The sequence below is a fragment of the Novosphingobium sp. TCA1 genome, from assembly GCF_009811895.1.
Classification (GTDB): domain Bacteria; phylum Pseudomonadota; class Alphaproteobacteria; order Sphingomonadales; family Sphingomonadaceae; genus Novosphingobium; species Novosphingobium panipatense_A.
On record NZ_BLJH01000031.1, the window covers coordinates 1 to 22796 of the forward strand.

The window sequence follows — 22796 nt, forward strand, 5'->3', positions numbered from 1 at the left end:
CACGAAAAGCGGCGCTGGCGCGGCCGCCCACAACATAATCGGACGCTCAACATACTACGGGCTGGCCGATCTCGGTTTCGGCTATCCGGAACTCGGCATCTTCTCGCTGCGCGAGATCGAGGCCATCGACCTGCCGCTTGGGCTGAAGATCGCGCGCGATCTCGCCTTCACTACCCGGCACCGCCTGTCGGTCTGGGCCGAGGCATCGCGGCTTGCCGGGTCGATCCCCGATGCCGCTGATCTCTTGAACCGCCTGACCCGCGAGGATCCGGGCGCCATCAGGCTTCTGCCCCGCTGAGGGGCCGATGACGCGGGCAGGCGTTTTCCTGCCCATCTGAAAGCCGGTCCACCATATCCCATCACGAACGGGTGGACCGGCACTCTCTTGAGGAGTGCTATCCATGAAACTCGAATTCATAGCCCTTGGCAACCTGTCGGTCAGCAAATCCAATATGCGTTACGCGCGCAAGGCTCCGGATGTTTCCGACATCCTGCCGACCGTGCGGGCGCGCGGCGTCCTCCAGCCGATCCTCGTGCGGCCCAGCAACCAGCCCGGCGAAGAAGGGCAGTGTTATGAAATCGTCGCCGGGTGCCGCCGCTTCCATGCGGCCCGCATTGTCGCCGCCGAGCGGGAGGAAGCCCGCATCGGGGCAGGGGAGCTGGACGAGCCGGGTGGGCCTGACGGGCCGGATTCCGGTGCAGCCATGTTGCCATGTGCCGTGCTCGACGAGACGGACGATGCCAGCGCGGTAGAGGCCTCGCTGATCGAGAACATCGCCCGGCTCGATCCGGACGAAGTCTCGCGCTGGGCCTGCTTCACCCGGCTGGTGAAGGAAGGGCGCAGCATTGCCGAGATCGGTTCGACCTTCGGCCTGCCCGATCTGGCGGTGCGCCGCGCGCTGGCGCTCGGCAACCTCCTGCCGCGCATCCGCGAGATGTACCGGCGCGAGGAAATCGATGCCGTGACCATCCGCCATCTGACGCTGGCCTCGAAGAGCCGGCAGAAGGCCTGGCTCGCGCTCGTCGATGATCCTGATGCCTATGCGCCGCGCGGGCATCAGTTGAAATCGTGGCTGTTCAATGGGGCGTCGATTCCCGCGCGGCATGCCCTTTTCGATCTCGCGGCCAGCGGACTTGCGACAGTGTCCGACCTGTTCGGGGAGGATGCCTATTTCGCGGAAAGCGAGGCCTTCTGGGCCTTGCAGAATGCCGCCATCGCGGAGCGCCGGGCGGCCTTGATCGACGCGGGCTGGTCCGATGCGGTGATCGTCTCTGCGGACGAGCACTTCCATTCGTGGGAATACGAGAAGACCGCCAAGCGCAAGGGCGGGCGGGTCTATCTCGATGTGCGCGGGAACGGTGAAGTCGTCGTCCACGAGGGCTATCTCTCGCGCAAGGAAGAGGCGCGCCTCGCCAAGGGCGGGAACGCGGGACCGGAGGGCGAAGGCGACAAGCCGGTGCGCGCCGAACTGACCTCGCTCACCCAGACTTACGTGGATCTCCACCGCCATGCCACCGTGCGGACGGAACTGCTCGCCAGCCCGCGTCTCGCCCTGCGGCTGATGGTGGCGCATGTGATCGCCGGGTCGCCGCTGTGGCGCGTTCAGCCCGAGCCGCAGGCGGTGAAGAGCGATGCCGTGCGGCAGAGCCTCGACGAGTGCCGCGCGGAAAGCGTGTTCGACGCGCGGCGGCGTGAGGTTCTCGCCGCGCTGGGCCTCGGCGGTGACGATGCCACCGTGACGGGAAGCGGCTACGGCGCGCCGGGCCGGAATGTCCGCAGCCTGCTCGCCCGCATCGTGCAACTGCCCGATGCCGAGGTGCTCGATGTTCTTGCTCTCGTCATGGGCGAGACGCTTGCCGCCGGAACGCCCGAAATCGAAGTGCTAGGTCCCATGCTGGGGCTCTCGATGGCCGACTGGTGGGAGGCGGACGATGCCTTCCTTGATGGCCTGCACGACCGCGAAGTGCTGCTCGCGATGGTCGCGGAAGTGGCGGGGGAACAGATCGCTGCCGCCAATGCCAAGGAAAAAGGCAAGACCCTGAAAGCGATCATCCGCGCGCATCTTGCAGGCGAAGGCGGGCGGACGAAGAAGGAAGGCTGGGTGCCGCGCTGGATGGCTTTCCCGCCGTCGGCATATACGCTGCGCGGCGGTGTCGGCACGGTGGCGGCGCATGCGCGGGCCATGACGGCGATGGAGGACGTCGGAAAAGACGCCGGGGAAAGCGATGGCTGCGAGAGGGCTTCCGATCCGACCGATGCTGCGCTGGATGCAGAAGTGCCCGTCGAACTGGTCGGTGCTGACGGATCCCCGTCGGATCAGGTGACCACGCAGCAGGCTGCGTGACCACGACGCCCGGCAGGACCACTTAATCCTGCCGGGCGTTCCTTTTGCCCGCCGGATCAGGTCGGGTGATGACCCGGTCGGGGCAGGATCGCTGGCAACGGTGACCCGCCATGGGCGCAGGGAAATTGGGCAGGGGAAAATTCCGGCGCGCCCGCACGCCTTGCGGCGCACGGGCGCGTGCCGGGAGGCGCATGGATCTCCTGCCGATTGCACCGCAGCCTTTCAGGTGGCACGGACCAGGGCATGGATGAAGTCCCCGAAATCACGGCAGTAATCGAACGCCGCGCGGTGCGCGCCATCCTGCTGACGCCGGATCGGGAAGTGCTGCTTATCCGTATCCAGCCGCCCGAAGGGGCGGCGTTCTGGGTCATGCCGGGCGGCGGCATCGAGCCGGGCGAGGACCCGGCAGCTGCCTTGCGGCGGGAGCTGTGTGAGGAACTCGGTCTTGCGCAGTGCGAACCCGGCCGGGTGGTCTGGCTGCGCCATCACACCTTCGACTGGGATGGCAGGCGTCTTTCGCAGCGCGAGGAATATCGCATCGTGCCGATCCAGCGGTTCGACGCGCGCATGCTGGATGCCGACGAAGCTCGATTTGTCACCGAATTGAAGTGGTGGAAAGTGGCCGATCTCGCCCGCGCCGCCGAACGGCTGACGCCGCTCGCCGTCGCGGACATCGTGCAGGGGTATCTGGCAAATGGCGCACTCGACCCGCTGCCGCCAGAGGAAGTCCTGATCGACTAAGGTTTACTCCTTCCCGGCAAATCCCCGCGCCCGAAGGCAGGGGGCGGCGTATCAGTCTGCCGGGACCAGTGTGGGCACGCATCTTCATCGCCCGGGGAGGCAGCGCGGGAAAGGATGTGGTTAGACACCGGGGCCCGAATTCCGGGGCGGCAAGGCTCGCGGGTAGCAGCGCAGCACGTTTCGCTGCGGCGGATCCGGCCTGCCCCAGGCGGTGCCGAGGGCGGTGTCGGTATCCGGGCTGGGCGTCGCCCGACCTGGCGGGGCAAGGGCATTTCGATGGACGGCGCGGACCAAGCGGGTGCAGTTCGCCCAGCATCGAAACCGCGGCCATCGCGGCCGGCATATCGAGGCGGGCAAGTCCGTCTCCTGTTGGAAAGCGGATCGCAAGCGAGCCATTTCCGGCTGCAAGGGGCATCGACCTGGAACGGTCGCGGCCATCCGAAACCATCGATCCTGCCCTTATTTCCCCGCCTGCCCAGGGCAGGCTCCTCGCGGCCGCTTCGCTGCAAATAAGGGCCGGTCTCCGGTCCTGCGCTGATGCTACGGCCTGGCGGTTCGGATGCCCGCTGCAACCGTTCCCGAAGGTCTGCCCATCGCCCGGAAATGGCTCTGCGGCGAATGCTTCAAGGAGACGAAAGATGCCCGCAATCGGATATGTCACCCGCGATGGCCGCAGCTTCAAGGGCCAGCTTCGCACCCTCTCGATCCGCGCCGAGATCGAGATCACCCCCAATACCGCCAAGTCCGCCGACACCCAGCCCGACTACCGCGTCACCTGCGGCGGCGCCGAAGTCGGGGCAGGCTGGATCCGCCGCAGCGAAGCCTCCGGCAACGACTACGTGTCGCTGAGCCTCGCCGCCCCGGAATTCGGACCCCGGAGGCTCTACGCCAACCTCGGCCGCGCCGCTGGCCGTGACGATGAGGACAGCTTCGCCATCATCTGGAATCCGGCGGACTGACCCGCCGCACCCCGCGCCTTCGGGCGCGGGGTTTCGCCGTCCGGCCCTGCTGTACCGACCCGGATTCAATGTCGGCGGCGGCATCGAATCCCAAGCTGGATGCGCTCTCCCGTCTTTTGAATCGGGGAGGAACGTTGCACACGTTTGCGCCGGGACCGCGTGAAGAGAACGGTTGTCCCCGGCCCGAACTCGTCTAGAATCAGGCGATTATGAAGACCGATCTCGACCATTTGCCGGAGCAGAAACGCGCCGATCTGAAGCGCGCGGTCGAGATCATCTTTGCCGAATTCGAGGACGTGCTGGCGCTCGCCACCCAGGGGTGGAAGCGCCACGGCCGGATCATGAAAGTGATCCTCTATGGCTCCTATGCGCGCGGCGACTGGGTGTCCGATCCGGTCGGCGGCTACTTCTCCGACTACGACATTCTCGTGGTGGTCAACGACGAACGTCTTGCCGACGAGGCAGAATATTGGGGCAGGGCCAAGGACCACCTCAATCGCGAATACGATATCGCGAAAAAGCTATCCGCGCCGGTCGGCCTGGTCGTCCATTCGATGAAGGACGTGAACTTCCAGCTGTCGCGCGGACGGCCCTTCTTTGTCGACGTGGTGCGCGAGGGCATCGTGCTCTACGAACTTGCCGCGGAACAGTTCGAAGTGCCCAAGCCGCTCGATACCGGCCTCGCCCACGTCGAGGCGGAGACTTACTTCAAGCAGTGGTTTGAAAGCGGCACAGAGTTTCTCGAGTTCGCCAAATTCGGCATGTCGAAAGGCTATCATAACCGAACAGTTTTCCAGCTGCATCAAGCGACCGAACATTTCTACCACATGGTCCTGCTCGTCCTGAAACTGTACTCGCCCAAATCGCATAACATCAATTTCTTGCGCAATCGGGCTGAAGATGTTGCCCGTGATCTGATCACTGTATGGCCGCGCGACACCAAGTTCACCCGGCGCTGCTACGAACTTTTGCAGCAGGCCTATGTAAAGGGCCGCTACTCTCCGCACTATGTCATTCGCGACGTCGAACTGGAATGGCTGCTCGAGCGCGTCGAACTGCTTCAGGAAGAGGTCAAAGCGGTCGCTGAGCGTCGACTTGACCGCAGGTAAGGGTGATGCCTCCGATGTGGCGATATCACTCGCCAATGGGGCATTCGTCGTCCGTGAGTACGCGTCTCAGGCAGTGACCGTAATCCGAGTTGCCGAGCCGGTCGATCACACCTTCGATCTATCTTGCATCGATGAAGCAGAGAACGGTTGTTCGCGGCCCGAACTCGTCTAGAATCAGGCGATTATGAAAACCGATCTCGACCATTTGCCGGAGCAGAAACGCGCCGATCTGAAGCGTGCGGTCGAGATCATCTTTTCCGAATTCGAGGACGTTCTGGCGCTCGCGACCCAGGGGTGGAAACGCCAGGGCCGGATCATGAAAGTGATCCTCTACGGCTCCTATGCGCGCGGCGACTGGGTGTCCGATCCGGTCGGCGGCTACTTCTCCGACTACGACATTCTCGTGGTGGTCAACGACGAGCGTCTTGCCGACGAGGCGGAATATTGGGGCAGGGCCAAGGACCACCTCAATCGCGAATACGATATCGCGAAAAGGCTATCCGCGCCGGTCGGCCTGGTTGTCCATTCGATGAAGGACGTGAACTTCCAGCTGTCGCGCGGGCGTCCCTTCTTCGTCGACGTGGTGCGCGAGGGCATCGTGCTCTACGAACTGGCCGCGGAACAGTTCGAAGCGCCCAAGCCGCTCGATACCGGCCTCGCACATGTCGAGGCGGAGAACTATTTCAATAAGTGGTTTAATAGTTCTGCAGCATATCTGCGAGGCGCAAAGTTTTTTATCTCGGAGGGTTCGAGAAACGAAGCTGCATTCCTTCTTCATCAATCGACAGAGCATTTCTATCACACGATTTTGCTCGTGATGAAGTTGTACTCGCCCAAATCGCATAACATAAAATTTTTGCGGGGACGAGCTGAGGACGTTGCTCGCGATCTCATCTCAGTTTGGCCGCGAAACACCAAGTTTGGACAGCGATGTTTTGAGCTCCTTTATCAAGCCTATGTGAAGGGAAGATACTCGGAGCATTATGTCATTCGCGACGTCGAACTGGAGTGGTTGCTTGAACGCGTTGAGTTGCTTCAGGCAGAGGTCAAAGCCGTTGCCGAGCGCCGCTTGAGCCGCACGTAACGCGCAGAGTCCACAAGCAGACTGCAGGCCGCGTCAACCCCTATTTTCCGGGCGACTGACCTTGGTCAGCCCGTAGTTTGCGAATTCCAGTCAGCCGTTCAGGCATCGAACCTCAAGGGGGGTCGGAAACGGCTATAGCCGTTTCCGACCCTGTCTGACTGCCCCATTCTGCCTCAGATCGAGTGTCCCTCGCGGACGGCACGGTGCCGCCGCGCGCAACGAGGCAGGGACATCATGAAAAGATCGAACGAAATCGACAGGGCGCAGCGCGCGAAGAGCGGTTCGCCCTTCCTCAATACAGATCAGGCGGCCGCCTATCTCAAGATATCGAACCGCCTTCTCAGGCAGCTTCGCCGCAACGGAGGCGGTCCGATCTTTCGGTATCACTGCCGCTTCATCCAGTACCACATCGACGATCTCGATGCCTGGAGCGAGGCCAATTCCGGCCGGGCGTTTCGGCGATGAGTTTGCACCGGACTTCCGCGACCGAGGCGCCGTTGCGCGCCTTCGGCGAGGCGCTTCGTCAGGCAGGGCGGCGCCGTGATCGGAACCGGCGCGTTTTACTGGCAGCAGGCGCAGCCCTATGCGCGGTCGGCCTCACGCTGGCCTTTCCACCGGCGCCTCGCCTGGTGTGGAATGCAAGTCCCAGTGCTCGGTTAGGCCTGTATCTAGTGGAGCCCGGTGGGCGCGTCACCGCCGGGGAAACGGTGATCGCAAGGCTTCCCGCCCCTTGGCGCGGCTTTGCCGCTGGCCGGCGCTATCTGCCCGAACGGGTTCCGCTCGTGAAGCGCATTGCCGCCGGTCCGGGCGATGAAGTCTGCGCACTTGGTCCCCGTCTCTTCGTGAACGGGGAGCCGGTCGTCCACCGGTTGAGGCGCGATGGCAAGGCGCGCCTGCTCCCGTGGTGGGAAGGATGCCGTCGGCTTCGTGGCAGTGAGTATTTCCTGCTCATGGCCGGACAACCCAAATCGTTCGACGGCCGCTATTTCGGGGTGACCAGGGCGTCGGATATCGTCGGTCCCGCGAGGCTGATATGGGCACTCTGAAGCCCATCATCGGCGCCGGGGCGGTCGTTGCCGCGCTGCTGGCTGCCGCTCCGCTCCAGGCGGACGAAGTGGACCGTTGGCGGCCACAAATATCCGAGGCCTCAGTTCGCTTCGGCGTACCTGCCCACTGGATCGAGCGGGTGATGCGCGCGGAAAGCCGGGGTAGAACCCGGCTTTCCGGCCGCCCGATTCGAAGTCCGAAAGGCGCGATCGGCCTCATGCAGCTTATGCCGGGCACATGGGCGGAAATACGCGATCGGCTGGCGCTCGGCAGCGATCCGGACGACCCGCGCGACAATATACTGGCGGGGACATTCTACTTGCGCCAGCTCTATGATCGCTTCGGTTATCCGGGACTTTTCGCGGCCTACAACGCCGGGCCGGGGCGCTATGAAAAGTACCTTGCCGGGCGACCGCTGCCCTCCGAAACGGTGGCATATCTTGCGGAAATAACCGGCGCGGGGACGACTAAGGTGCCGCGGAAATCTACTCCGCTTTTTGCAGATGGGGCGGCGTCCGAGCAGCTGCGGGAAACGGGAGAGGCGGCAGTGCAGGAACCCCGGACCGGTTCTCTCTTTGCCATCCGGCGAAATGTTCCCTGAGTGCATGAAGAGTGGGGCGCTGGTGAAGCGCGGAAGCGGAAAGCCAAAGGGGCTGTGCCGTGTGTGCAGCCCCGGTTTTTAAGGCTGCGGGAGAATTCGGGCAGGTCGGGGGCGGAGTGCAAGATAGAAGCAGTGCCTCCCGCCACAGCTTTTTTCCTGTCTGCACATCAGCTTAGCGGGAGGCATGTGTTTTCCCGGATAGCGTGATCGGAGCATTGCGGTTCGGAGGCGTGGAAATGGCGAAGGACGACGAATTCGAGCCCAGGCTGGGGCGGCAGCGCGGTACGGGCGGGAGGACCCCTGATCGCTATGCCTCCCGTGTCGCCCATGCTGCCGGTTTGCTCGGGAAGGCGCGGAGATCGGGGAACCGGGGCTACGACGGCAGCAGGATCGGTCGCGGTGCGGCAACCGGGCGTCTGCTGTCGACTCGCGACAGGCTGGTTGGCCTTCGCTCGCGGCGCGTCGTGGTGAAGACCCGGCTCGCGGTACTGCGCGGCAAGGGGCTTGGAGCAGCCCGGGCTCACCTCCATTACATACAGCGAGATGGGGTTACCCGGGAAGGCAAGCCCGGAGAGCTTTACGGTCCCGCGAATGACCGCGTTGACGGGAAGTATTTTCTCGAGCGCAGCAAGGGAGATCGGCATCAGTTCCGCTTCATCGTCTCGGCAGAAGACGGCGATCGGTTCGAGGACCTCAAGCCGGTCATTCGGCGGCTGATGGAGCAGGTCGGCGATGACCTCGGTACGAAGCTCGACTGGGTTGCCGTCGATCACTTCAATACCGGCCATCCCCACACCCACGTCGTGCTGCGCGGCGTGGACGACCGGGCCCGCGATCTCGTGATTGCCCGGGAGTATATCGCCCACGGATTTCGGGAGCGAGCTGCCGAGATCGTTTCGCTTGAACTTGGCCCGCGTAGCGAACACGAAATCGAGACTCGGCTCCGTATGGAAATCGAGCAGGAGCGGCTCACCAGTCTCGATCGCCGGCTGATCGGGCGGATGAACGAGGAGCATGTTGTCGCGCCGAGTGCTGCGGACCCACTGTTCCACGCTCTGGAGACCGGGCGTCTTCAGGCATTGCGGCGCATGGGACTGGCGGAGGATCTGGGCGGCGGCCGCTGGCAGCTTGGCGAGGACATGGAGGAGACGCTCCGGACCATGGCCGAGCGCGGCGACATCATCCGCCAGATGCAGCGGGAGATATCCCGAGCAAGGCTCGATCGACCCGAGCAGAACATTTTCGTGCCGGAGAATGGACCACTCGTGGGACGTGTGGTGACCCGAGGCCTTGCCGACGAACATCGCGACCGTCATTTTCTGGTGATCGACGGCGTCGACGGTCGAGCACATTATGTGGATATCGGCGCTGCATCAGCTGTCGATCCGGTGCCGGGGAGGGCGACGGTCCGCATCGATCCTCGTGTGCCTGCGGTAAGGGCGATGGACCGGACGGTGCTGGAAGTGGCGCAAGCGAATGACGGGCGCTATTCCGTAGCTCTGCACCGGCGTCATGATACGCGCGCCAGCGAAGCGTTCGCCGAGACACATGTCAGGCGCCTCGAGGCCATGCGGCGGGCACGCGTTGATATCGAGCGCGAGGCTGACGGCACCTGGCGCATTTCACCGGACCATTTGCAGCAGGTGAAGTGTTTCGAGCACGGACTTGTTGCGGATCGTCCCGTCGACATCGAGGTTCTCTCGGCTCTACCTGTCGACAAGCTGACCGGTGTCGAAGGTGCCAGCTGGCTTGATCGCGAACTGGCATCGCCGTCCGGCCTCAACTTCCGGGATGGCGGATTTGGCGGCGAGGTGCGTGCCGCCGTAACCGCGCGTCGGCAATGGCTGGTCGAGCAGGGATTGGCCGACGGGGAAGGCGAGAGCTTCGCGTTGAAACAGAACGCATTGGCGTCACTTCAAAGGCGGGAGCTGCTGCGGATCGCGGCGGGACTTTCGGATGAGCTGGGCAAGGAATTTGCAGAGGCGCGCCATGGAGATTGGATCGAGGGCAGCGTGGCGCGGCGGGTCGAGGGCATTTCCGGCTCCTACGCCCTGATCGAAAAAAGCCGTGAATTTACGCTCGTTCCCTGGAGGCCGGTGCTGGAGAAACAGATCGGTCAGGAGGCCGGCGGCATCATGCGCGAAAACGGCATAAGCTGGCAATTCGGGAGGGGACGGGCAGGGCCGGAAATCTCCTAGAGCCTGTTCGGGAAGGCAGAACGGAAAAAGGCAGATCGGGGATCGCGGCAGCAGCGCTCAGCCGCCTCAGTGCGGGTCCAGTTCCGGCATTCGTTCCAGAATGGCGCTGGTCACTCCGTTGGTCCATCCGAAGCCGTCTTGCAGGGGATATTCGCCGCCGCCGCCGGGAAGTCGTGCCTCGACATCGTACTTTTCCAGCATCTTGCCGTTCTCGCGGTAAGTCACGTCCACCGTCCGTATCCAGCGCTTCGCGATATCTTGCGCCAGTTCCCTCTGGCCGTATCGCTCGAGGCCGTCGATCGCGACCCACTGGAGAGGCGCCCAGCCGTTCGGCGCATCCCATTGCTGATGAGGTGGATGGCTCCCGCTCACGGCATCTAAGTGCCAAGATGGGTTGCTGTCCTGCAAACCCAAGCAAAGGAGCCATCCGCCATGGAGATTACCACGATCGGCCTGGATGTGGCCAAGAATGTTTTCCAAGTTCACGGCATTAATGCGGCAGGTGAGGTGCTTGTCCGCAAAACGCTACGCCGAGCCCAGCTGTTGCCGTTCTTTGCCAAGCTTTCGCCCTGTCTCGTCGGAATTGAGGCGTGCGGCACGTCGCATCATTGGGCGCGGGAGTTGGTTGGTCTTGGACATAAGGTACGTCTAATGCCGCCAGCCTACGTCAAACCCTATGTGAAACGAGGCAAGAACGATGCTGCCGACGCCGAGGCGATCTGCGAAGCCGTAACCCGCCCGACGATGCGCTTCGTCGCTGTTAAATCTCGCGAGCAGCAGTCCGCTTTATCATTGCATCGCGCGCGGAGCTTGTTGGTGGGGCAGCGGACGCAGCTCGTGAACATGATACGCGCCACGCTTGCAGAGTTTGGCATTGCAATTCCCGAAGGTGTTGAAAAGGCGCTGTCCATGGGGCGTCAAATTGTCGATCGAGAGATTGACTTAGGCCTGCCGACAGAGGCGACGATGGTCGTCGCCATGCTGTCTCAGCAAACCCTGGACACCCATGTCCGACTTCGAGAAATCGACAAGGCGCTCACGGCTCTGCAACGCAGCGATGATGTCGCGCGGCGGTTGTCCACCATTCCGGGCATCGGACCCATCGGTGCTACAGCCCTGTCAGCGTCCGTTACCGACCCTCACCAGTTTAAATCAGGGCGTCAGTTTGCAGCCTGGCTTGGCTTGACACCGCTTCAGAACTCTACTGGCGGCAAAGAGCGTCTCGGTCGGATCACAAAAATGGGAGACAAATATCTGCGTCAGTTGCTTGTGATCGGCGCGACCGCACTGGTCCGATACGCGAAATCGAAACCGCAGACCGCAGATCCACGCCTTCTTGCTCTCTTAGCGCGAAAGCCGGCAAGAGTGGCGACCGTGGCTATGGCCAATAAGATGGCGCGCATCGTATGGGCACTCATGACACGCGGTCAGACCTACCAAGCACATCATGCCTCAGCATTAGCGGGCTAAAGGACTTAGCTGACGCAGATCAGCTTCACGATGTTGTAAGCGCGATGCGATGTGATGGCGATACCGGTAGACCGGGAGTTGGGACACCCCGAGGACTGGCGGAGGCATAATAGCCTGCAAAGCTGATTGGAACCAACTCGCGAACCCCATCAGGGCCAGCAGTCTCCACCGACTGCAAAAACAGGCCGGACAGATGACTGCAACCAACCGGGCGTCAAGCATCAATTTGTACTTGCAACGCGGGAGCCATCCACAGATGACCGGTCCGCAGCCCCGTCGTGCGCAGACCGCCCGGTGCAACCAGCTCGCCGCGCGTCGTGCGGACAACCGCTTTGCCCTGGGCGGAAGATGCCATGCCGACGAACAGCGGAAAGAGAGTTGCGCTCGAGACCACCGAGGTGGGCTTGCGGTCGGTCAGGGACCAATCGGCATAGCGGCTCTCTCTGCTGACCCAGAGGTGACCGTCAACAGACGCCTTTCGCTGGTCTGCTCGCCGGGTGAATTCGATTCGGCAGGGTGTGTCGGCGACTTGACGGCAGCCATCGGCGATACGGGTTTCCAGGCCCCAGAGCAGCGCATTGAGGTCGACCGGAACTATCGAGGTCGTCCGTATCGTCGATAGGTCCTGCGGATCGGCCAACCAGCGAGAACTGAAATCCCACCCGCTTTCCGCACCGGCACGCAAGTCGCGATAGACCGCCTCGGGGGCTCGCGCGGGAGCCTGCGCGGCTGTGTCGCGGTCTTCCGCGAAAGACTCGTCCCTCGGCGTATCGCGATCGTCCCAGTAGCGGTTCAGCAGGCTGCCGTCGGGCATCGGCACGACGCGTTCGCAAGGCTGTCTCGTTTTGCGTGCGCAGGTCTCGCCGGCCATCCAGTACGCATGTTCCCGGCGCAGCGCAGCAAGACGGCGGGCGCGGACCGCTGGATCCTTTTGTTCGGACAGGTCAACCATGAGGGCGAAAAAGGGTGGTTGCGATCGGCTGGCATAATAGGTTCGCGTGCCATTCGGAATGTGGCCGAAGCGCTCGACGAGTTCGGTGAAATTGCCGAGCATGCTCTCGACCAGATCGGCGCGCCCGTCCGCCTGCAGACCGAGCATGGTGAAATAGGAGTCCCAGTAATAGGATTCCCGAAAGCGTCCGCCGGGCACCACATAAGGGTGCATGGCGCGGATCAGCGAGGAATTCCCCACCGCAGGGGACGTGGCATCGTCGCGCGTCAATTGCGGCCATAGCCCCCTGACATGGTCACGCAGCGCAACCTTCGCGTTGTCGTTCACGCCGGGAACGGTGAAATGCTCCAGCACGAAACGTCGCAACTCGGATTTGGACTTCGGCGCCTGGGTAGCGAACAGTCGCATGATCTCCGCCGGCGCCGTCGTGGGCGACGCGTCGACGAAGGTCTTGCCGTCGCCGAAGATCCGCTGCTCCTGGACCGCGGTGAACAGGTCGCCATATTGATCGGCGGGAGTGGGCGGGCTGCCGTTCGCACACAAGGCAAGGACCAGGGCCGCGGCGCAGAGATGGCGAATGGGCGAGGGTATCATGACTGCTCCCTTCGGCATTGCTTGGTTGCATATCCCTGTCTTGATGATTGATATGTCACGCAATGGGCAACGCCTGGCATCCCTGGAAGGTGCCTGCCATGTCTATGAGTTCATCACCTGGGAGACGGAAAAATGGTCCCAACCAAAGCCGGCATTGCCCTCTGCATGCTCGTGGCGCCAATTCTGGCGCTAGCCGTTTCGTCTTCGGCATCGCACGCGACCGGGGGAGGTGAAAGTCCGACCACAGCCGATCAGACCCGCATTCTCGACAAGAGAAACACGGAGAGGCTGCTCGCCAACAAGGGCCTGACGCTCCAGTGGATAGACTGGGATCACCGCGGCACAGCGACCGTCACGCGGCGGGCCGGTGTATGGAGTCTGCATCGCCGTCAGGCGGACGTCAACGGTCCCGGACTGCTCGCGCTCGACGGCACCATCACCGAAATCGGCCCGGACTATTTCACGTTTCAGGGGAAGATCACGATCAGTAACACGCCGGATCCGGGCCGTACCTGCTCGGCGGACAAGACCTGGCATTTCGCCGTCACGCAGAACCGGCGTTACTATCGGCTGCGCGAGTTCGAGTGGTGCGACAGCTTGACGGATTACGTTGATATCTACTTCTGAGCGATACGCGGCGATGCACCTCGGTCCGGCAATGGCCCGAATGCTTGACGTGATGATCGGGCATTTTGACGATCTTTGTCAGCCTGTCGTTCGCATCCTCGGCACCGATCACCGCCCAATTCCAGCTGATGGATGCCGCGAGCGGCACGCGTACTGATTCGCACCACTCTTCGCGTTGAAACTGCAAACCGAGCCTGAGTTGCCGCAAAAACGTACCTGGGTGCCTCAGACAGGGTCTGTCGGCGGATTTGGAATTCCGGGATTGTAAGCACTGCTCCTGCGGCCATCGCTGCGACGGGCGGAGGCTTTCATGACCCCAACCAAACTCCTGATCGGCCAGATGCTGGTGGTGTTCGCCATTGTCCTGGCCGGCGTGTGGTTCGCGACCCAGTGGGCCGCGGCTGAGCTCGCCTATCAGCCTGAACTCGGCCAGCCATGGTTCTACCTTGGAATCTGGCGGGTCTACGAACCCTGGGCGCTGTTCATCTGGTGGTTCGAGTTCGATGCCTATGCTCCTGTCGTCTTCGATGAAGCCGGGGGGCTGGCCGCCGCGAGCGGGCTGATGGGTTGCGGCGCCGCGATCTTCGGTTCGGTCTGGCGCGCACGGCAGCAGCGCAATGTCACCACGTATGGGTCAGCCCGCTGGGCTGGCCGGATGGATCTTCGTAAAGGCGGTTTGCTTGCCGGACAGGGTGTGTTCCTTGGCCGGGTCGGCGGAGACTATCTTCGGCATGACGGACCGGAGCACGTCATGGCTTTTGCGCCGACGCGCTCCGGCAAAGGTGTCGGCCTCGTGGTGCCGACGCTGCTCGGTTGGCCGGGTTCGGCAGTCATCCATGACATCAAGGGAGAGAACTGGCATCTGACCGCCGGCTGGCGCTCGCTCTTTTCGCACTGCCTGCTGTTCAACCCGACAGACCCGCTCTCCGCCCGCTACAATCCGCTGCTTGAAGTGCGCCGCGGTGAGCACGAGGTGCGCGATGTCCAGAACATCGCCGACATCCTGGTCGATCCCGAAGGGGCGCTGGAGCGCCGCAATCACTGGGAAAAGACCAGTCATGCGCTGCTCGTGGGCGCGATCCTTCACGTGCTCTACGCCGAAAAGGACAAGACCCTGTCCGGTGTCGCGAAGTTCCTGTCGGATCCGGGGCGCGACTTCGAGAAGACCCTGAATGCGATGATGTCGGTCAACCACATCGGCACGCCTGAGCGGCCCATGGTCCACCCCGTGGTCGCCTCGGCTGCGCGCGAGGTCCTGAACAAGTCGGTCAACGAGCGCTCGGGCGTGCTGTCGACCGCCATGTCCTTTCTCGGGCTCTACCGTGACCCCACCGTCTCCGCCGTTACGGCAGTTTCGGACTGGCGGATTGCCGATCTGGTCGAGGGCAAGCATCCCGCCTCGCTTTACCTTGTCGTTCCGCCTTCGGACATCAGCCGGACCAAGCCGCTGATCCGCCTCATTCTCAACCAGATCGGCCGGCGGTTGACCGAGGAGCTGCACGACCACGGCGCAGGTGGAAACAGCGGTTCGAGGCGTCACAAGCTGCTCATGATGCTCGACGAGTTTCCGGCGCTCGGGCGGCTCGACTTCTTCGAGACCAGCCTTGCCTTTCTCGCAGGCTACGGGGTGCGCGCCTTTCTCATCGCCCAGAGTCTGAACCAGATCGAGAAAGCCTACGGCGAGCACAATTCAATCCTGGATAACTGCCATATCCGGGTGGCCTTCGCGACCAACGATGAGCGTACCGCCAAGCGGCTGTCCGATGCTCTGGGCACTGCGACCGAACAGCGCTCGATGCGCAATTACGCAGGCCACCGACTGGCTCCCTGGCTTTCTCATGTGATGGTCAGCCGCCAGGAGACGGCACGGCCGCTGCTTACGCCTGGTGAAGTCATGCAGCTGCCTGCGAGTGACGAACTGGTGCTTGCCTCCGGCATGCCCCCGGTTCGCGCGGCTAAGCTTCGCTATTTCGAGGAGGCGGTGTTCGCCGAGCGCATGCTGCCGGCGCCGCAGCTTTCGAAGGGCGCCTATCACGACGCGCCTCCCCCGCGGCCCGATGACTGGCAGGACCGGGTCAGGGACAGCGACTTGCGCCTGGCATCGATGATCGTCGGACCGGCACCGGAGCTGCCGCGCACGCCCGGCAAGGGAGAGAAGCAGCAGCCCGACGACACCGGCGATGCCCGAGCGCACGCCCAGCAACTCGAACTGGACATTCCCCTCACCGGGCCGGCGGCGCAGGTCCGTATCGATGAGCTCGGGTTCGAAGCGGAAGCCGACGATCCGGCTGTGGACAGGCGCGCCATGGAACTCTCGCAGCAAAGGCTCGCACGCGCGGCTTACGCGATGGGTTCGCCCGAGCATCCCGACCAGATCCAGTTGGAGGTTTGACCATGGCTCCGAAGATCCGTCACCAGTTCCTTCTGCCGAAGGCCACGAGCGACAGGCTGGTCGAGCTTGCGCGAAAGGGCGGCGTGACCAAGTCCGATATCCTGGCGCAGGCGCTTGCCTATTGGCTGGACCGCAAGGGGGTGTCCGAGCTCGACGAACGTTTCGGGCGCCGGCTCGACCGCCTTGCAGACAGCCTCGACCGGCTGGTTCGCGACAGCCACATCGAACTGGAAACGCTGGCCCTGTTCATCCGCTACGAGCTTGCGATCCATCCCCCGCTCGCGGAAAGCGATCAGGCAGGTCGGGCGGCGGGAGCATTGCGGTTTGAAGCGTTTCTCAATCAGGTTGCGCGGCAGGTCGGGAAAGGCAAGCGCACGCTCGAGGGCGGAGATGCACGTTGACCGGCGCGGAAACCAACCTGCGCAAGCGCGCCATGCTGCGCACTGCCATGGGACCCGCGATTGAAGCGGCGCTGGGCGACCCCCGCGTCATCGAGATCATGGTCAATCCCGACGGCGTGCTGCGCATCGATCTGCTGGGCGAAGGCAGGGTGGACACGCAGGTGCGGATCGCGCCGGACCAGATCGAGCGAATCATCCGCCTTGTCGCCAGCCATGTCCGCAGCGAAGTGCATGGCGACCGGCCGATCGTTTCGGCGGAGCTTCCCGCGCATGGCGAAGGGGCCGGCGAGCGGTTCGAGGGCATCCTGCCTCCCGTGGCAACGGCCCCCTGCTTCGCAATCCGAAAGCCCGCGGCCCGGATTCATTCGCTCGGCGACTACGTGGCCGACGGCATCATGAGCCGGGATGTCGCGGAACTCCTCCGGCAGGCCGTGCTCCACCGCGCCAATATCCTGGTCGCCGGGGGCACATCGTCGGGCAAGACCACCCTGGCCAATGCCCTGCTCAATGAAATGGCCGAGATAGATGAGCGTGTTGTCGTCATCGAGGATACCCGGGAGCTCCAGTGCCCGGCGGCCGATACGGTCGCCCTGCGCACCAGGGCGGGGCACGTTACGATAGGCGACCTGGTCCGATCGACGCTGCGGCTGCGGCCTGATCGCATCATCGTCGGCGAAGTGCGCGGACCCGAGGCGCTCGACATGCTGAAGGCCTGGAACACCGGGCATCCGGGCGGCATCGCAACGGTTCATGCAAACGGCGCGGCAGCGGCGCTCCATCGCCTCGAAAGTCTGGTGCAGGAAGCAGTGGTCACCGTGCCTCGCCGGCTCATCGCCGAGGCCATCGATCTCGTCGTGTTCATTTCCGGTCGAGGTCTCGCGCGCCGGATAGCGGCGGTTACGCAGCTTGACGGGCTGGACGGCGCAAGCGGCGAATACCGGCTCACGGAACTTCTGTCCCCCTCAACCCCAGAAGGAGAATGACGCCATGAAGTCACTGCCTTTCCGCCTGATCCGCTCGCCTGGGACATCGATGTCGCTGCTGGGAGCTAGCGCTGCTCTATTCCTTGCATCGCGTGCTTCGGCGTCCGGCTCAGGCATGCCGTGGGAGCAACCGCTCGAGCAGGTGCTTGAATCGGTGCAGGGACCGGTCGCCAAGATCGTGGCCGTCATCATCATTATCGCAACCGGGCTTACCCTGGCGTTCGGCGAAACGGCCGGCGGATTCCGGCGGCTCATCCAGATCGTGTTCGGCCTCTCGATCGCGTTCGCCGCGTCGAGCTTCTTCCTCTCCTTCTTCAGCTTCGGCGGCGGAGCACTGGTCGCATGAGCGGGGCCGGCCAGCACATCGATGGTTTCGAGGTCCCGATCCACGCGAGCCTCAGCACCGCGATCCTGCTCGGCGGCGCGCCGCGCGGCATTGCCATCGTCAATGGTACGCTTGCGGTGGCGGTGGGGCTCGGACTCCAGCAGTGGCTGGCCGGTCTCGTCATCTGGGCGGCGGGGCACAGCCTCGCCGTGCTCGCCGCGCGGCGCGATCCCGATTTCGCGCCGGTCCTTCTCCGCCACCTCCGCCAGAAGGGATACTACGGATGCTGAATCTTTCCGAGTATCGCAGGAAACCCGCGTGCCTTGCCGACCATCTGCCCTGGGCGGCGCTCGTCGCCCCCGGCGTGATGTTGAACAAGGACGGTTCTTTCCTCCGGGTGCTTTCCTTCCGGGGGCCGGATCTCGAATCCTCGACGTCCGGCGGCCTTATCTCGATCGCAGCGCGGGCCAATAATGTACTGCGGCGGTTCGGCTCGGGCTGGGCGCTGTTCTTCGAAGCGGAGCGCCGCAAGGCAACGGCCTATCCGGACGATGCCTTTCCCGATCCTGCCAGCTGGCTCGTCGAGCGCGAGCGGCGCGAAGCCTTCCTGGCCGAAGGAACGCATTTCGAAAGTGCCTTCTACCTGACCCTCACCTGGTTGCCGCCGGCCGACAGCCAGGACGCTGCGGGACGCCGTCTCGTCGAGCGCGCGGACAATGCGAAAGGGCGCGACTGGCGGGAAGCGCTGGACGGCTTTGTTACCGAGACCGACCGCGCGCTCGATCTCATGAGCGGTTTCATGCCGGAGGTCCGCGGCCTCACCAGCGGCGAGCTACTGACTTATCTGCATGCGACCATCTCCGATTCCCGCCATCCGGTCCGGGTGCCCGACACGGCGATGTACCTCGACGGTCTCATCTTCGACACGCCGCTGACCGGGGGACTCGAGCCGCAACTCGGGGACCGGCACCTGCGCACGATCTCGGTTCTGGGTTTCCCGAACATGAGCCATCCCGGAATGCTCGATGCGCTCAACAGCCAGGATTTTCCTTATCGCTGGGTCACCCGGTTCATTGCCATGGACAAGGCCGAAGCGGTGAAGGAGCTTACCTCGCTGCGGCGCCAGTGGTTCAACAAGCGCAAGTCCCTGACGGCCATGCTGCGCGAAGTGCTCTACAACAGCCCTTCCCAGCTTCTCGACAGCGATGCCGACAACAAGGTCGCCGATGCCGACCTCGCGCTTCAGGCCCTGGGGGGCGATCATGTATCGTTCGGCTACCTCACCACGACGATCACGGTCAGCGATCCAGGCCGGGACGTGGTCGAAGGCCGCATGCGGCAGGTGGAGCGCATTCTCGGCGGCCTCGGTTTCACGACGATCCGCGAACGGGTGAACGCTGTCGAGGCCTGGCTCTCCTCGTTGCCCGGACATGTCTATGCGAATGTGCGGCAGCCGCTGGTGCATACGCTCAATCTGGCGCACCTCATGCCGCTTTCCGCGATATGGGCAGGCCCCGCGTCCAACGATCACCTTGGCGGTGCGCCGCTGCTGCATGCCAGAACATCCGGATCGACGCCGTTCCGCCTTTCGACCCATGTCGGTGATGTCGGCCATATGTTCGTGGCCGGTCCGACCGGCGCGGGCAAATCCGTGCTCCTGGCTTTGATGATCCTGCAGTTCCGGCGCTATGCGAACGCGCAGATTTTCGTGTTCGACAAAGGCCTTTCTGCGCGGGCGGCGGTGCTCGGCTGCGGCGGCGTACATCATGTGCTCGGCCTCGGCACGGACGCCGCATCCGCACTCGCGTTTCAGCCGCTCCGCGGAATCGACGATCCGGCGGAGCGGGCCTGGGCCGCAGAGTGGATCGCCGCGCTGCTGGCGCAGGAAAACATGACCGTCACTCCGGAGGTGAAGGACCAGGTCTGGTCGGCGCTGACGAGCCTTTCAACGGCGCCCGCCGCCGAGCGGACCATCACCGGGCTGACCTTGCTGCTGCAATCCAATGCCCTGCGTACCGCGCTGTCGCCTTACACGGTCGAAGGGCCTTATGGGCGGATGCTGGACGCGGCCGAGGACACGCTGCGCTTTGCGGATATTCAGTGCTTCGAAACCGAGGCGCTGATGGGGCACACGGGCGTTGTCGCGCCGGTCCTCACCTATCTTTTTCACCGCCTCGAAAAGAGCTTCGACGGCAGGCCGACGCTGTTGGTGCTCGATGAGGCCTGGATATTCCTCGACCATCCGCTGTTCGCCGCCCGCATCCGTGAGTGGCTCAAGGTTCTGCGCAAACGCAATGTCTCGGTCCTGTTCGCGACGCAGAGCCTGGCCGATATCGCGGGCTCGCCGATCGCGCCTGCAATTCTCGAAAGCTGCCCGCAGCGCATCCTCTTGCCCAACGACCGCGCGGAAGAACCGCAGACCCGCGAGATCTATGAGCGCTTCGGCCTCAATGCGCGGCAGATCGAGCTTATCAGCCGCGCCGCGCCGAAGCGGGACTATTACTTGCAATCAGCTCGGGGAAACCGGCTCTTCGAACTTGGCCTCGGGCCGCTGGCGCTCACCTTGTGTGGCGCGTCCGATCCTGCCGTCCAAGCCCGGATCGATGGGCTGCTGGCCGAGGGAGGTTCCAGCGCCTTTCTCTCCCGTTTTCTTGCCGGGACCGGAGCGGCGTGGGCGGCCGACCTGATCGGCCTGTTTCCAGGGCCGCAGGATTAGGGCCGGACGGGCAAATTCCTTTCTCATCTGACGACGAAGTTCCAATTCCAGGAGAATCGCTATGTTGAAGGTGTCCGTTTTCCGCCGCCGCCACCGCTGCGCAATTGCACAGGCTCTCCTTGCGGTCTCGGCGGTCGGCGCGGGTATCGGAGTCCATCCGGCACCCGCGCATGCGCTGGTTGTCTACGATCCCACCAACCATGCGCAGAACGTGCTGACGGCAGCCCGGGCGCTGCAGCAGGTCAACAATCAGATCCAGTCACTCCAGAACCAGGCCCAGAGCCTCGTCAACCAGGCGAGGAACCTCTCGAGCGTACGCTTTCCGGAACTCCAGGCGCTCACCGATACCCTACGCAAGATCGATGTGCTGATGGGGCAGGCCCAGGGGATCGAGTTCAAGGTTGCATCCGCGGACCAGCAGTTCGCGCAGCTCTATCCCGATGCCTATCGCCAATCGCTAAAGCTCGACGACAGGGTCGCCGCGTCACGCGCACGGATGGATGCGCAGGTCGCGGCCTACCGCAAGACCGTCACGCTCCAGGCGCAGATCGCCGAAAACGTCGCCGCCGATGCCGCGACGCTCAATTCGCTCGTCGAGCGCAGCCAGGGGGCGGAAGGCGCCCTGCAGGTCCAGCAGGCGGCCAACCAGCTGCTCGCCCTTACGGCCAAGCAGCAATTCCAGATCCAGCAGATGATGGCCGCGCAGTACCGCGCCGATGCGGTGCGCGAGAGCAACCGGGCGCAGGAAGCGGCCGAGGCCCAGGCGGCGACGACGAAGTTCCTCGGGTCCGGCAGCGCCTACACGCCGAACTAGCGGCTTCGAGCCGGTCGGCTCGATCCAGCCAGCGGCGGCGGACCGCCTCTCCCGCCGCCGCGTCGCGGGGCGCGTGCCTATCTTCCTCCGGCAGCGCGCCCCGCGACACCCCTCTTCATTGCGGCAGGAAGGCCAGCAAGCATGGGTAATCTCAACATCATCGACGCCTTTCTGGCGACGTTCATCCGCTACATAGACAGCGGGTTCGGGCTGCTCGGGGGCGATGTACGCTTCCTGACCGGCACGTTGATCGCGATTGACGTGACCCTGGCCGCGCTGTTCTGGACTTTGGCCGGAGAGGACAATGTTCTCGCCAGGTTCGTGCGCAAAATTCTGTTCGTGGGCGCCTTTGCCTTCATTATCGGTAACTTCTCCGATCTTGCCGACATCCTCTTCCGCTCCTTTTCCCAGGCGGGATTGACGGCAGGCGGCGGGGCGCTTGGACAGGACGATCTCCTGAAGCCCGGCAGGCTTGCCGGTATTGGCTTCTCGGCGTCCTGGCCGCTACTCCTGCAAGCTTCCAAGATGCTGGGCTTCACCAGCTTCTTCAACAATTTCCTGACAATCGCGATCCTGCTTCTCGCCTGGCTGCTCGTGATCCTCGCCTTCTTCGTACTCGCTGTGCAGATGTTTGTCTGTATCCTCGAGTTCAAGCTAGTGAGCCTCGCCGGCTTCATCCTGGTGCCGTTCGCGCTGTGGAACCGGACCAGTTTCCTGGCAGAGCGCGTACTCGGGCACGTCGTTGGTTCGGGCATAAAGGTCATGGTGCTGGCGGTGATCGTCGGCATCGGCTCCACGTTTTTCGACGATCTGACGCAGGCGCTGAAGGGTCAGGAGCCGGATATCGGCCAGGCCATGAGCCTCGTGCTCGCGAGCCTGTCGCTCCTCGGTCTCGGGATTTTCGCGCCTTCGGTGGCCAGCGGCCTCGCCTCCGGGGCCCCGCAACTGGGGGCAGGCGCGGTGGCCGGTACCGCCATGGCGGCCGGCGGCACGGTGATGATGGTCGGCGGAGGCGCCGTTGCCGGTGTGCGGATGGCGGGCGCCGCACTCGGCGGCATTCGGGCCGGAACCTCCATGGGAGCAGCAGCGTCATCCGGCGTCTCCAGCGCCGCGACAAGTGCCAGCTCGCAGGGCGGATCTGGTTCGGGACATGGGGGAAGTTCGTTGGCCGGTCCCGCAGCGCCTCGTGCGAGCGCGCCCGGCCAGGCGGCGGCTCCCGCGCCCGCTTCCCACGCCGATACTGCACCGCCGAACACACCGGACACGAACTCTACGTCGCCGGCTTCCGGTGGCGGAGAGACGGAACCTGCGTGGGCGAAGTCGCTGCGCAGCGAGGAGAAGGCACGCCACCGCAGGCAGCTTGCCGTTCACGCCGTCCAGCAGGGTGATCGCGGCGGTGGGTCCACCACTCCCGACATAAGCGAAAGGAACGACTGAC

The 22796-nt window shown here is 63.8% G+C and carries 21 protein-coding genes and 1 pseudogene; 20 read left to right on the forward strand and 2 right to left on the reverse strand.

The annotated features are described in order from the left end of the window. The 10 genes from NTCA1_RS23350 to rlxS all read left to right on the forward strand — a co-directional run. The coding region (locus NTCA1_RS23350; protein ID WP_159831988.1) for a DUF2958 domain-containing protein at nt 1-298 on the forward strand (298 nt) is incomplete at its 5' end. 103 nt (nt 299-401) lie between these two features. Continuing rightward, on the forward strand, nt 402-2345 hold the full coding sequence (locus NTCA1_RS23355) for a ParB N-terminal domain-containing protein (RefSeq protein WP_159831989.1): 1944 nt from the start codon (nt 402-404) through the stop codon (nt 2343-2345). Nucleotides 2346-2588: 243 nt separating this feature from the next. After that, nucleotides 2589-3086 carry an NUDIX domain-containing protein gene (locus tag NTCA1_RS23360; RefSeq protein WP_159831990.1) on the forward strand — a complete coding sequence of 166 codons (498 nt, stop codon included), beginning with the start codon at nt 2589-2591 and terminating at the stop codon, nt 3084-3086. Nucleotides 3087-3724: 638 nt separating this feature from the next. Beyond that, nucleotides 3725-4045: a DUF736 family protein gene (locus NTCA1_RS23365; protein WP_086493821.1), complete on the forward strand. Its 321-nt coding sequence runs from the start codon at nt 3725-3727 to the stop codon at nt 4043-4045. A 209-nt stretch (nt 4046-4254) separates the two neighbouring features. Beyond that, nucleotides 4255-5154, forward strand: coding sequence for a HEPN domain-containing protein (locus tag NTCA1_RS23370; protein WP_159831991.1), 900 nt, complete (start codon nt 4255-4257; stop codon nt 5152-5154). A gap of 184 nt (nt 5155-5338) precedes the next feature. Beyond that, entirely contained in the window at nt 5339-6238 is a 900-nt protein-coding gene (locus NTCA1_RS23375) for a HEPN domain-containing protein (RefSeq protein WP_159831992.1), read from the forward strand. Between the two features lie 234 nt (nt 6239-6472). Next, nucleotides 6473-6703, forward strand: coding sequence for a helix-turn-helix domain-containing protein (locus NTCA1_RS23380; protein WP_159831993.1), 231 nt, complete (start codon nt 6473-6475; stop codon nt 6701-6703). Further along, entirely contained in the window at nt 6700-7284 is a 585-nt protein-coding gene (locus NTCA1_RS23385) for a S26 family signal peptidase (RefSeq protein WP_159831994.1), read from the forward strand. Before NTCA1_RS23380 ends, NTCA1_RS23385 begins: the two co-directional genes overlap by 4 nt. Continuing rightward, nucleotides 7272-7886, forward strand: a complete 615-nt coding sequence (locus tag NTCA1_RS23390; protein ID WP_159831995.1) for a lytic transglycosylase domain-containing protein — start codon at nt 7272-7274, stop codon at nt 7884-7886. The genes NTCA1_RS23385 and NTCA1_RS23390 overlap by 13 nt, the downstream gene beginning before the upstream one ends. 236 nt (nt 7887-8122) lie before the next feature. Then, nucleotides 8123-10084 (forward strand): relaxase/mobilization nuclease RlxS, encoded by a 1962-nt coding sequence (gene rlxS / locus NTCA1_RS23395; protein ID WP_159831996.1) that lies wholly within the window; start codon nt 8123-8125, stop codon nt 10082-10084. Between the two features lie 66 nt (nt 10085-10150). Here the strand turns inward: rlxS and NTCA1_RS23400 are convergent. After that, nucleotides 10151-10441: pseudogene (locus NTCA1_RS23400) on the reverse strand (trehalase family glycosidase); the annotation flags it as partial. A gap of 75 nt (nt 10442-10516) precedes the next feature. On the opposite strand from NTCA1_RS23400, the gene NTCA1_RS23405 reads away from it, so the two are divergent. Further along, nucleotides 10517-11554 (forward strand): IS110 family transposase, encoded by a 1038-nt coding sequence (locus NTCA1_RS23405; RefSeq protein WP_159831997.1) that lies wholly within the window; start codon nt 10517-10519, stop codon nt 11552-11554. Nucleotides 11555-11768: 214 nt separating this feature from the next. Here NTCA1_RS23405 and NTCA1_RS23410 read toward each other — a convergent pair whose 3' ends face one another. Next, nucleotides 11769-13100: a trehalase family glycosidase gene (locus tag NTCA1_RS23410; protein WP_159831998.1), complete on the reverse strand. Its 1332-nt coding sequence runs from the start codon at nt 13098-13100 to the stop codon at nt 11769-11771. 132 nt (nt 13101-13232) lie between these two features. Between NTCA1_RS23410 and NTCA1_RS23415 the strand changes: the two genes are divergently transcribed. The 9 genes from NTCA1_RS23415 (at nt 13233) to trbL (ending at nt 22795) form a co-directional block, all read left to right on the forward strand. Then, the gene (locus NTCA1_RS23415) at nt 13233-13727 is read left to right on the forward strand and encodes a hypothetical protein (RefSeq protein WP_159831999.1); all 495 of its coding nucleotides are present in this window, start codon (nt 13233-13235) and stop codon (nt 13725-13727) included. Between the two features lie 310 nt (nt 13728-14037). After that, nucleotides 14038-16119, forward strand: coding sequence for a conjugal transfer protein TraG (locus NTCA1_RS23420; protein ID WP_159832000.1), 2082 nt, complete (start codon nt 14038-14040; stop codon nt 16117-16119). Between the two features lie 2 nt (nt 16120-16121). Continuing rightward, entirely contained in the window at nt 16122-16520 is a 399-nt protein-coding gene (locus NTCA1_RS23425; RefSeq protein ID WP_159832001.1) for a ribbon-helix-helix protein, CopG family, read from the forward strand. A gap of 32 nt (nt 16521-16552) precedes the next feature. Next, nucleotides 16553-17503: a P-type conjugative transfer ATPase TrbB gene (trbB, locus tag NTCA1_RS23430; protein WP_159832022.1), complete on the forward strand. Its 951-nt coding sequence runs from the start codon at nt 16553-16555 to the stop codon at nt 17501-17503. 49 nt (nt 17504-17552) lie between these two features. Beyond that, nucleotides 17553-17849, forward strand: a complete 297-nt coding sequence (locus NTCA1_RS23435) for a TrbC/VirB2 family protein (RefSeq protein ID WP_159832023.1) — start codon at nt 17553-17555, stop codon at nt 17847-17849. Continuing rightward, nucleotides 17846-18118: a VirB3 family type IV secretion system protein gene (locus tag NTCA1_RS23440; RefSeq protein WP_159832002.1), complete on the forward strand. Its 273-nt coding sequence runs from the start codon at nt 17846-17848 to the stop codon at nt 18116-18118. Before NTCA1_RS23435 ends, NTCA1_RS23440 begins: the two co-directional genes overlap by 4 nt. Further along, nucleotides 18112-20544, forward strand: a complete 2433-nt coding sequence (gene trbE, locus NTCA1_RS23445; RefSeq protein WP_159832003.1) for a conjugal transfer protein TrbE — start codon at nt 18112-18114, stop codon at nt 20542-20544. The genes NTCA1_RS23440 and trbE overlap by 7 nt, the downstream gene beginning before the upstream one ends. Before the next feature lie 61 nt (nt 20545-20605). Further along, nucleotides 20606-21358 carry a P-type conjugative transfer protein TrbJ gene (gene trbJ / locus NTCA1_RS23450; RefSeq protein WP_159832004.1) on the forward strand — a complete coding sequence of 251 codons (753 nt, stop codon included), beginning with the start codon at nt 20606-20608 and terminating at the stop codon, nt 21356-21358. Nucleotides 21359-21499: 141 nt separating this feature from the next. Then, a complete protein-coding gene (gene trbL, locus NTCA1_RS23455; RefSeq protein WP_159832005.1) occupies nt 21500-22795 on the forward strand; it encodes a P-type conjugative transfer protein TrbL in 1296 nt (431 codons plus the stop codon). Nucleotide 22796 lies beyond the last annotated feature (1 nt).

Bases quoted from the DNA above. Each gene is read 5' to 3' on its own strand.
- NTCA1_RS23355 (WP_159831989.1), top strand. From the start codon at position 402: ATGAAACTCGAATTCATAGCCCTTGGCAACCTGTCGGTCAGCAAATCC.
- NTCA1_RS23360 (WP_159831990.1), top strand. From the start codon at position 2,589: ATGGATGAAGTCCCCGAAATCACGGCAGTAATCGAACGCCGCGCGGTG.
- NTCA1_RS23365 (WP_086493821.1), top strand. From the start codon at position 3,725: ATGCCCGCAATCGGATATGTCACCCGCGATGGCCGCAGCTTCAAGGGC.
- NTCA1_RS23370 (WP_159831991.1), top strand. From the start codon at position 4,255: ATGAAGACCGATCTCGACCATTTGCCGGAGCAGAAACGCGCCGATCTG.
- NTCA1_RS23375 (WP_159831992.1), top strand. From the start codon at position 5,339: ATGAAAACCGATCTCGACCATTTGCCGGAGCAGAAACGCGCCGATCTG.
- NTCA1_RS23380 (WP_159831993.1), top strand. From the start codon at position 6,473: ATGAAAAGATCGAACGAAATCGACAGGGCGCAGCGCGCGAAGAGCGGT.
- NTCA1_RS23385 (WP_159831994.1), top strand. From the start codon at position 6,700: ATGAGTTTGCACCGGACTTCCGCGACCGAGGCGCCGTTGCGCGCCTTC.
- NTCA1_RS23390 (WP_159831995.1), top strand. From the start codon at position 7,272: ATGGGCACTCTGAAGCCCATCATCGGCGCCGGGGCGGTCGTTGCCGCG.
- rlxS (WP_159831996.1), top strand. From the start codon at position 8,123: ATGGCGAAGGACGACGAATTCGAGCCCAGGCTGGGGCGGCAGCGCGGT.
- NTCA1_RS23405 (WP_159831997.1), top strand. From the start codon at position 10,517: ATGGAGATTACCACGATCGGCCTGGATGTGGCCAAGAATGTTTTCCAA.
- NTCA1_RS23410 (WP_159831998.1), bottom strand. From the start codon at position 13,100: ATGATACCCTCGCCCATTCGCCATCTCTGCGCCGCGGCCCTGGTCCTT.
- NTCA1_RS23415 (WP_159831999.1), top strand. From the start codon at position 13,233: ATGGTCCCAACCAAAGCCGGCATTGCCCTCTGCATGCTCGTGGCGCCA.
- NTCA1_RS23420 (WP_159832000.1), top strand. From the start codon at position 14,038: ATGACCCCAACCAAACTCCTGATCGGCCAGATGCTGGTGGTGTTCGCC.
- NTCA1_RS23425 (WP_159832001.1), top strand. From the start codon at position 16,122: ATGGCTCCGAAGATCCGTCACCAGTTCCTTCTGCCGAAGGCCACGAGC.
- trbB (WP_159832022.1), top strand. From the start codon at position 16,553: ATGCTGCGCACTGCCATGGGACCCGCGATTGAAGCGGCGCTGGGCGAC.
- NTCA1_RS23435 (WP_159832023.1), top strand. From the start codon at position 17,553: ATGTCGCTGCTGGGAGCTAGCGCTGCTCTATTCCTTGCATCGCGTGCT.
- NTCA1_RS23440 (WP_159832002.1), top strand. From the start codon at position 17,846: ATGAGCGGGGCCGGCCAGCACATCGATGGTTTCGAGGTCCCGATCCAC.
- trbE (WP_159832003.1), top strand. From the start codon at position 18,112: ATGCTGAATCTTTCCGAGTATCGCAGGAAACCCGCGTGCCTTGCCGAC.
- trbJ (WP_159832004.1), top strand. From the start codon at position 20,606: ATGTTGAAGGTGTCCGTTTTCCGCCGCCGCCACCGCTGCGCAATTGCA.
- trbL (WP_159832005.1), top strand. From the start codon at position 21,500: ATGGGTAATCTCAACATCATCGACGCCTTTCTGGCGACGTTCATCCGC.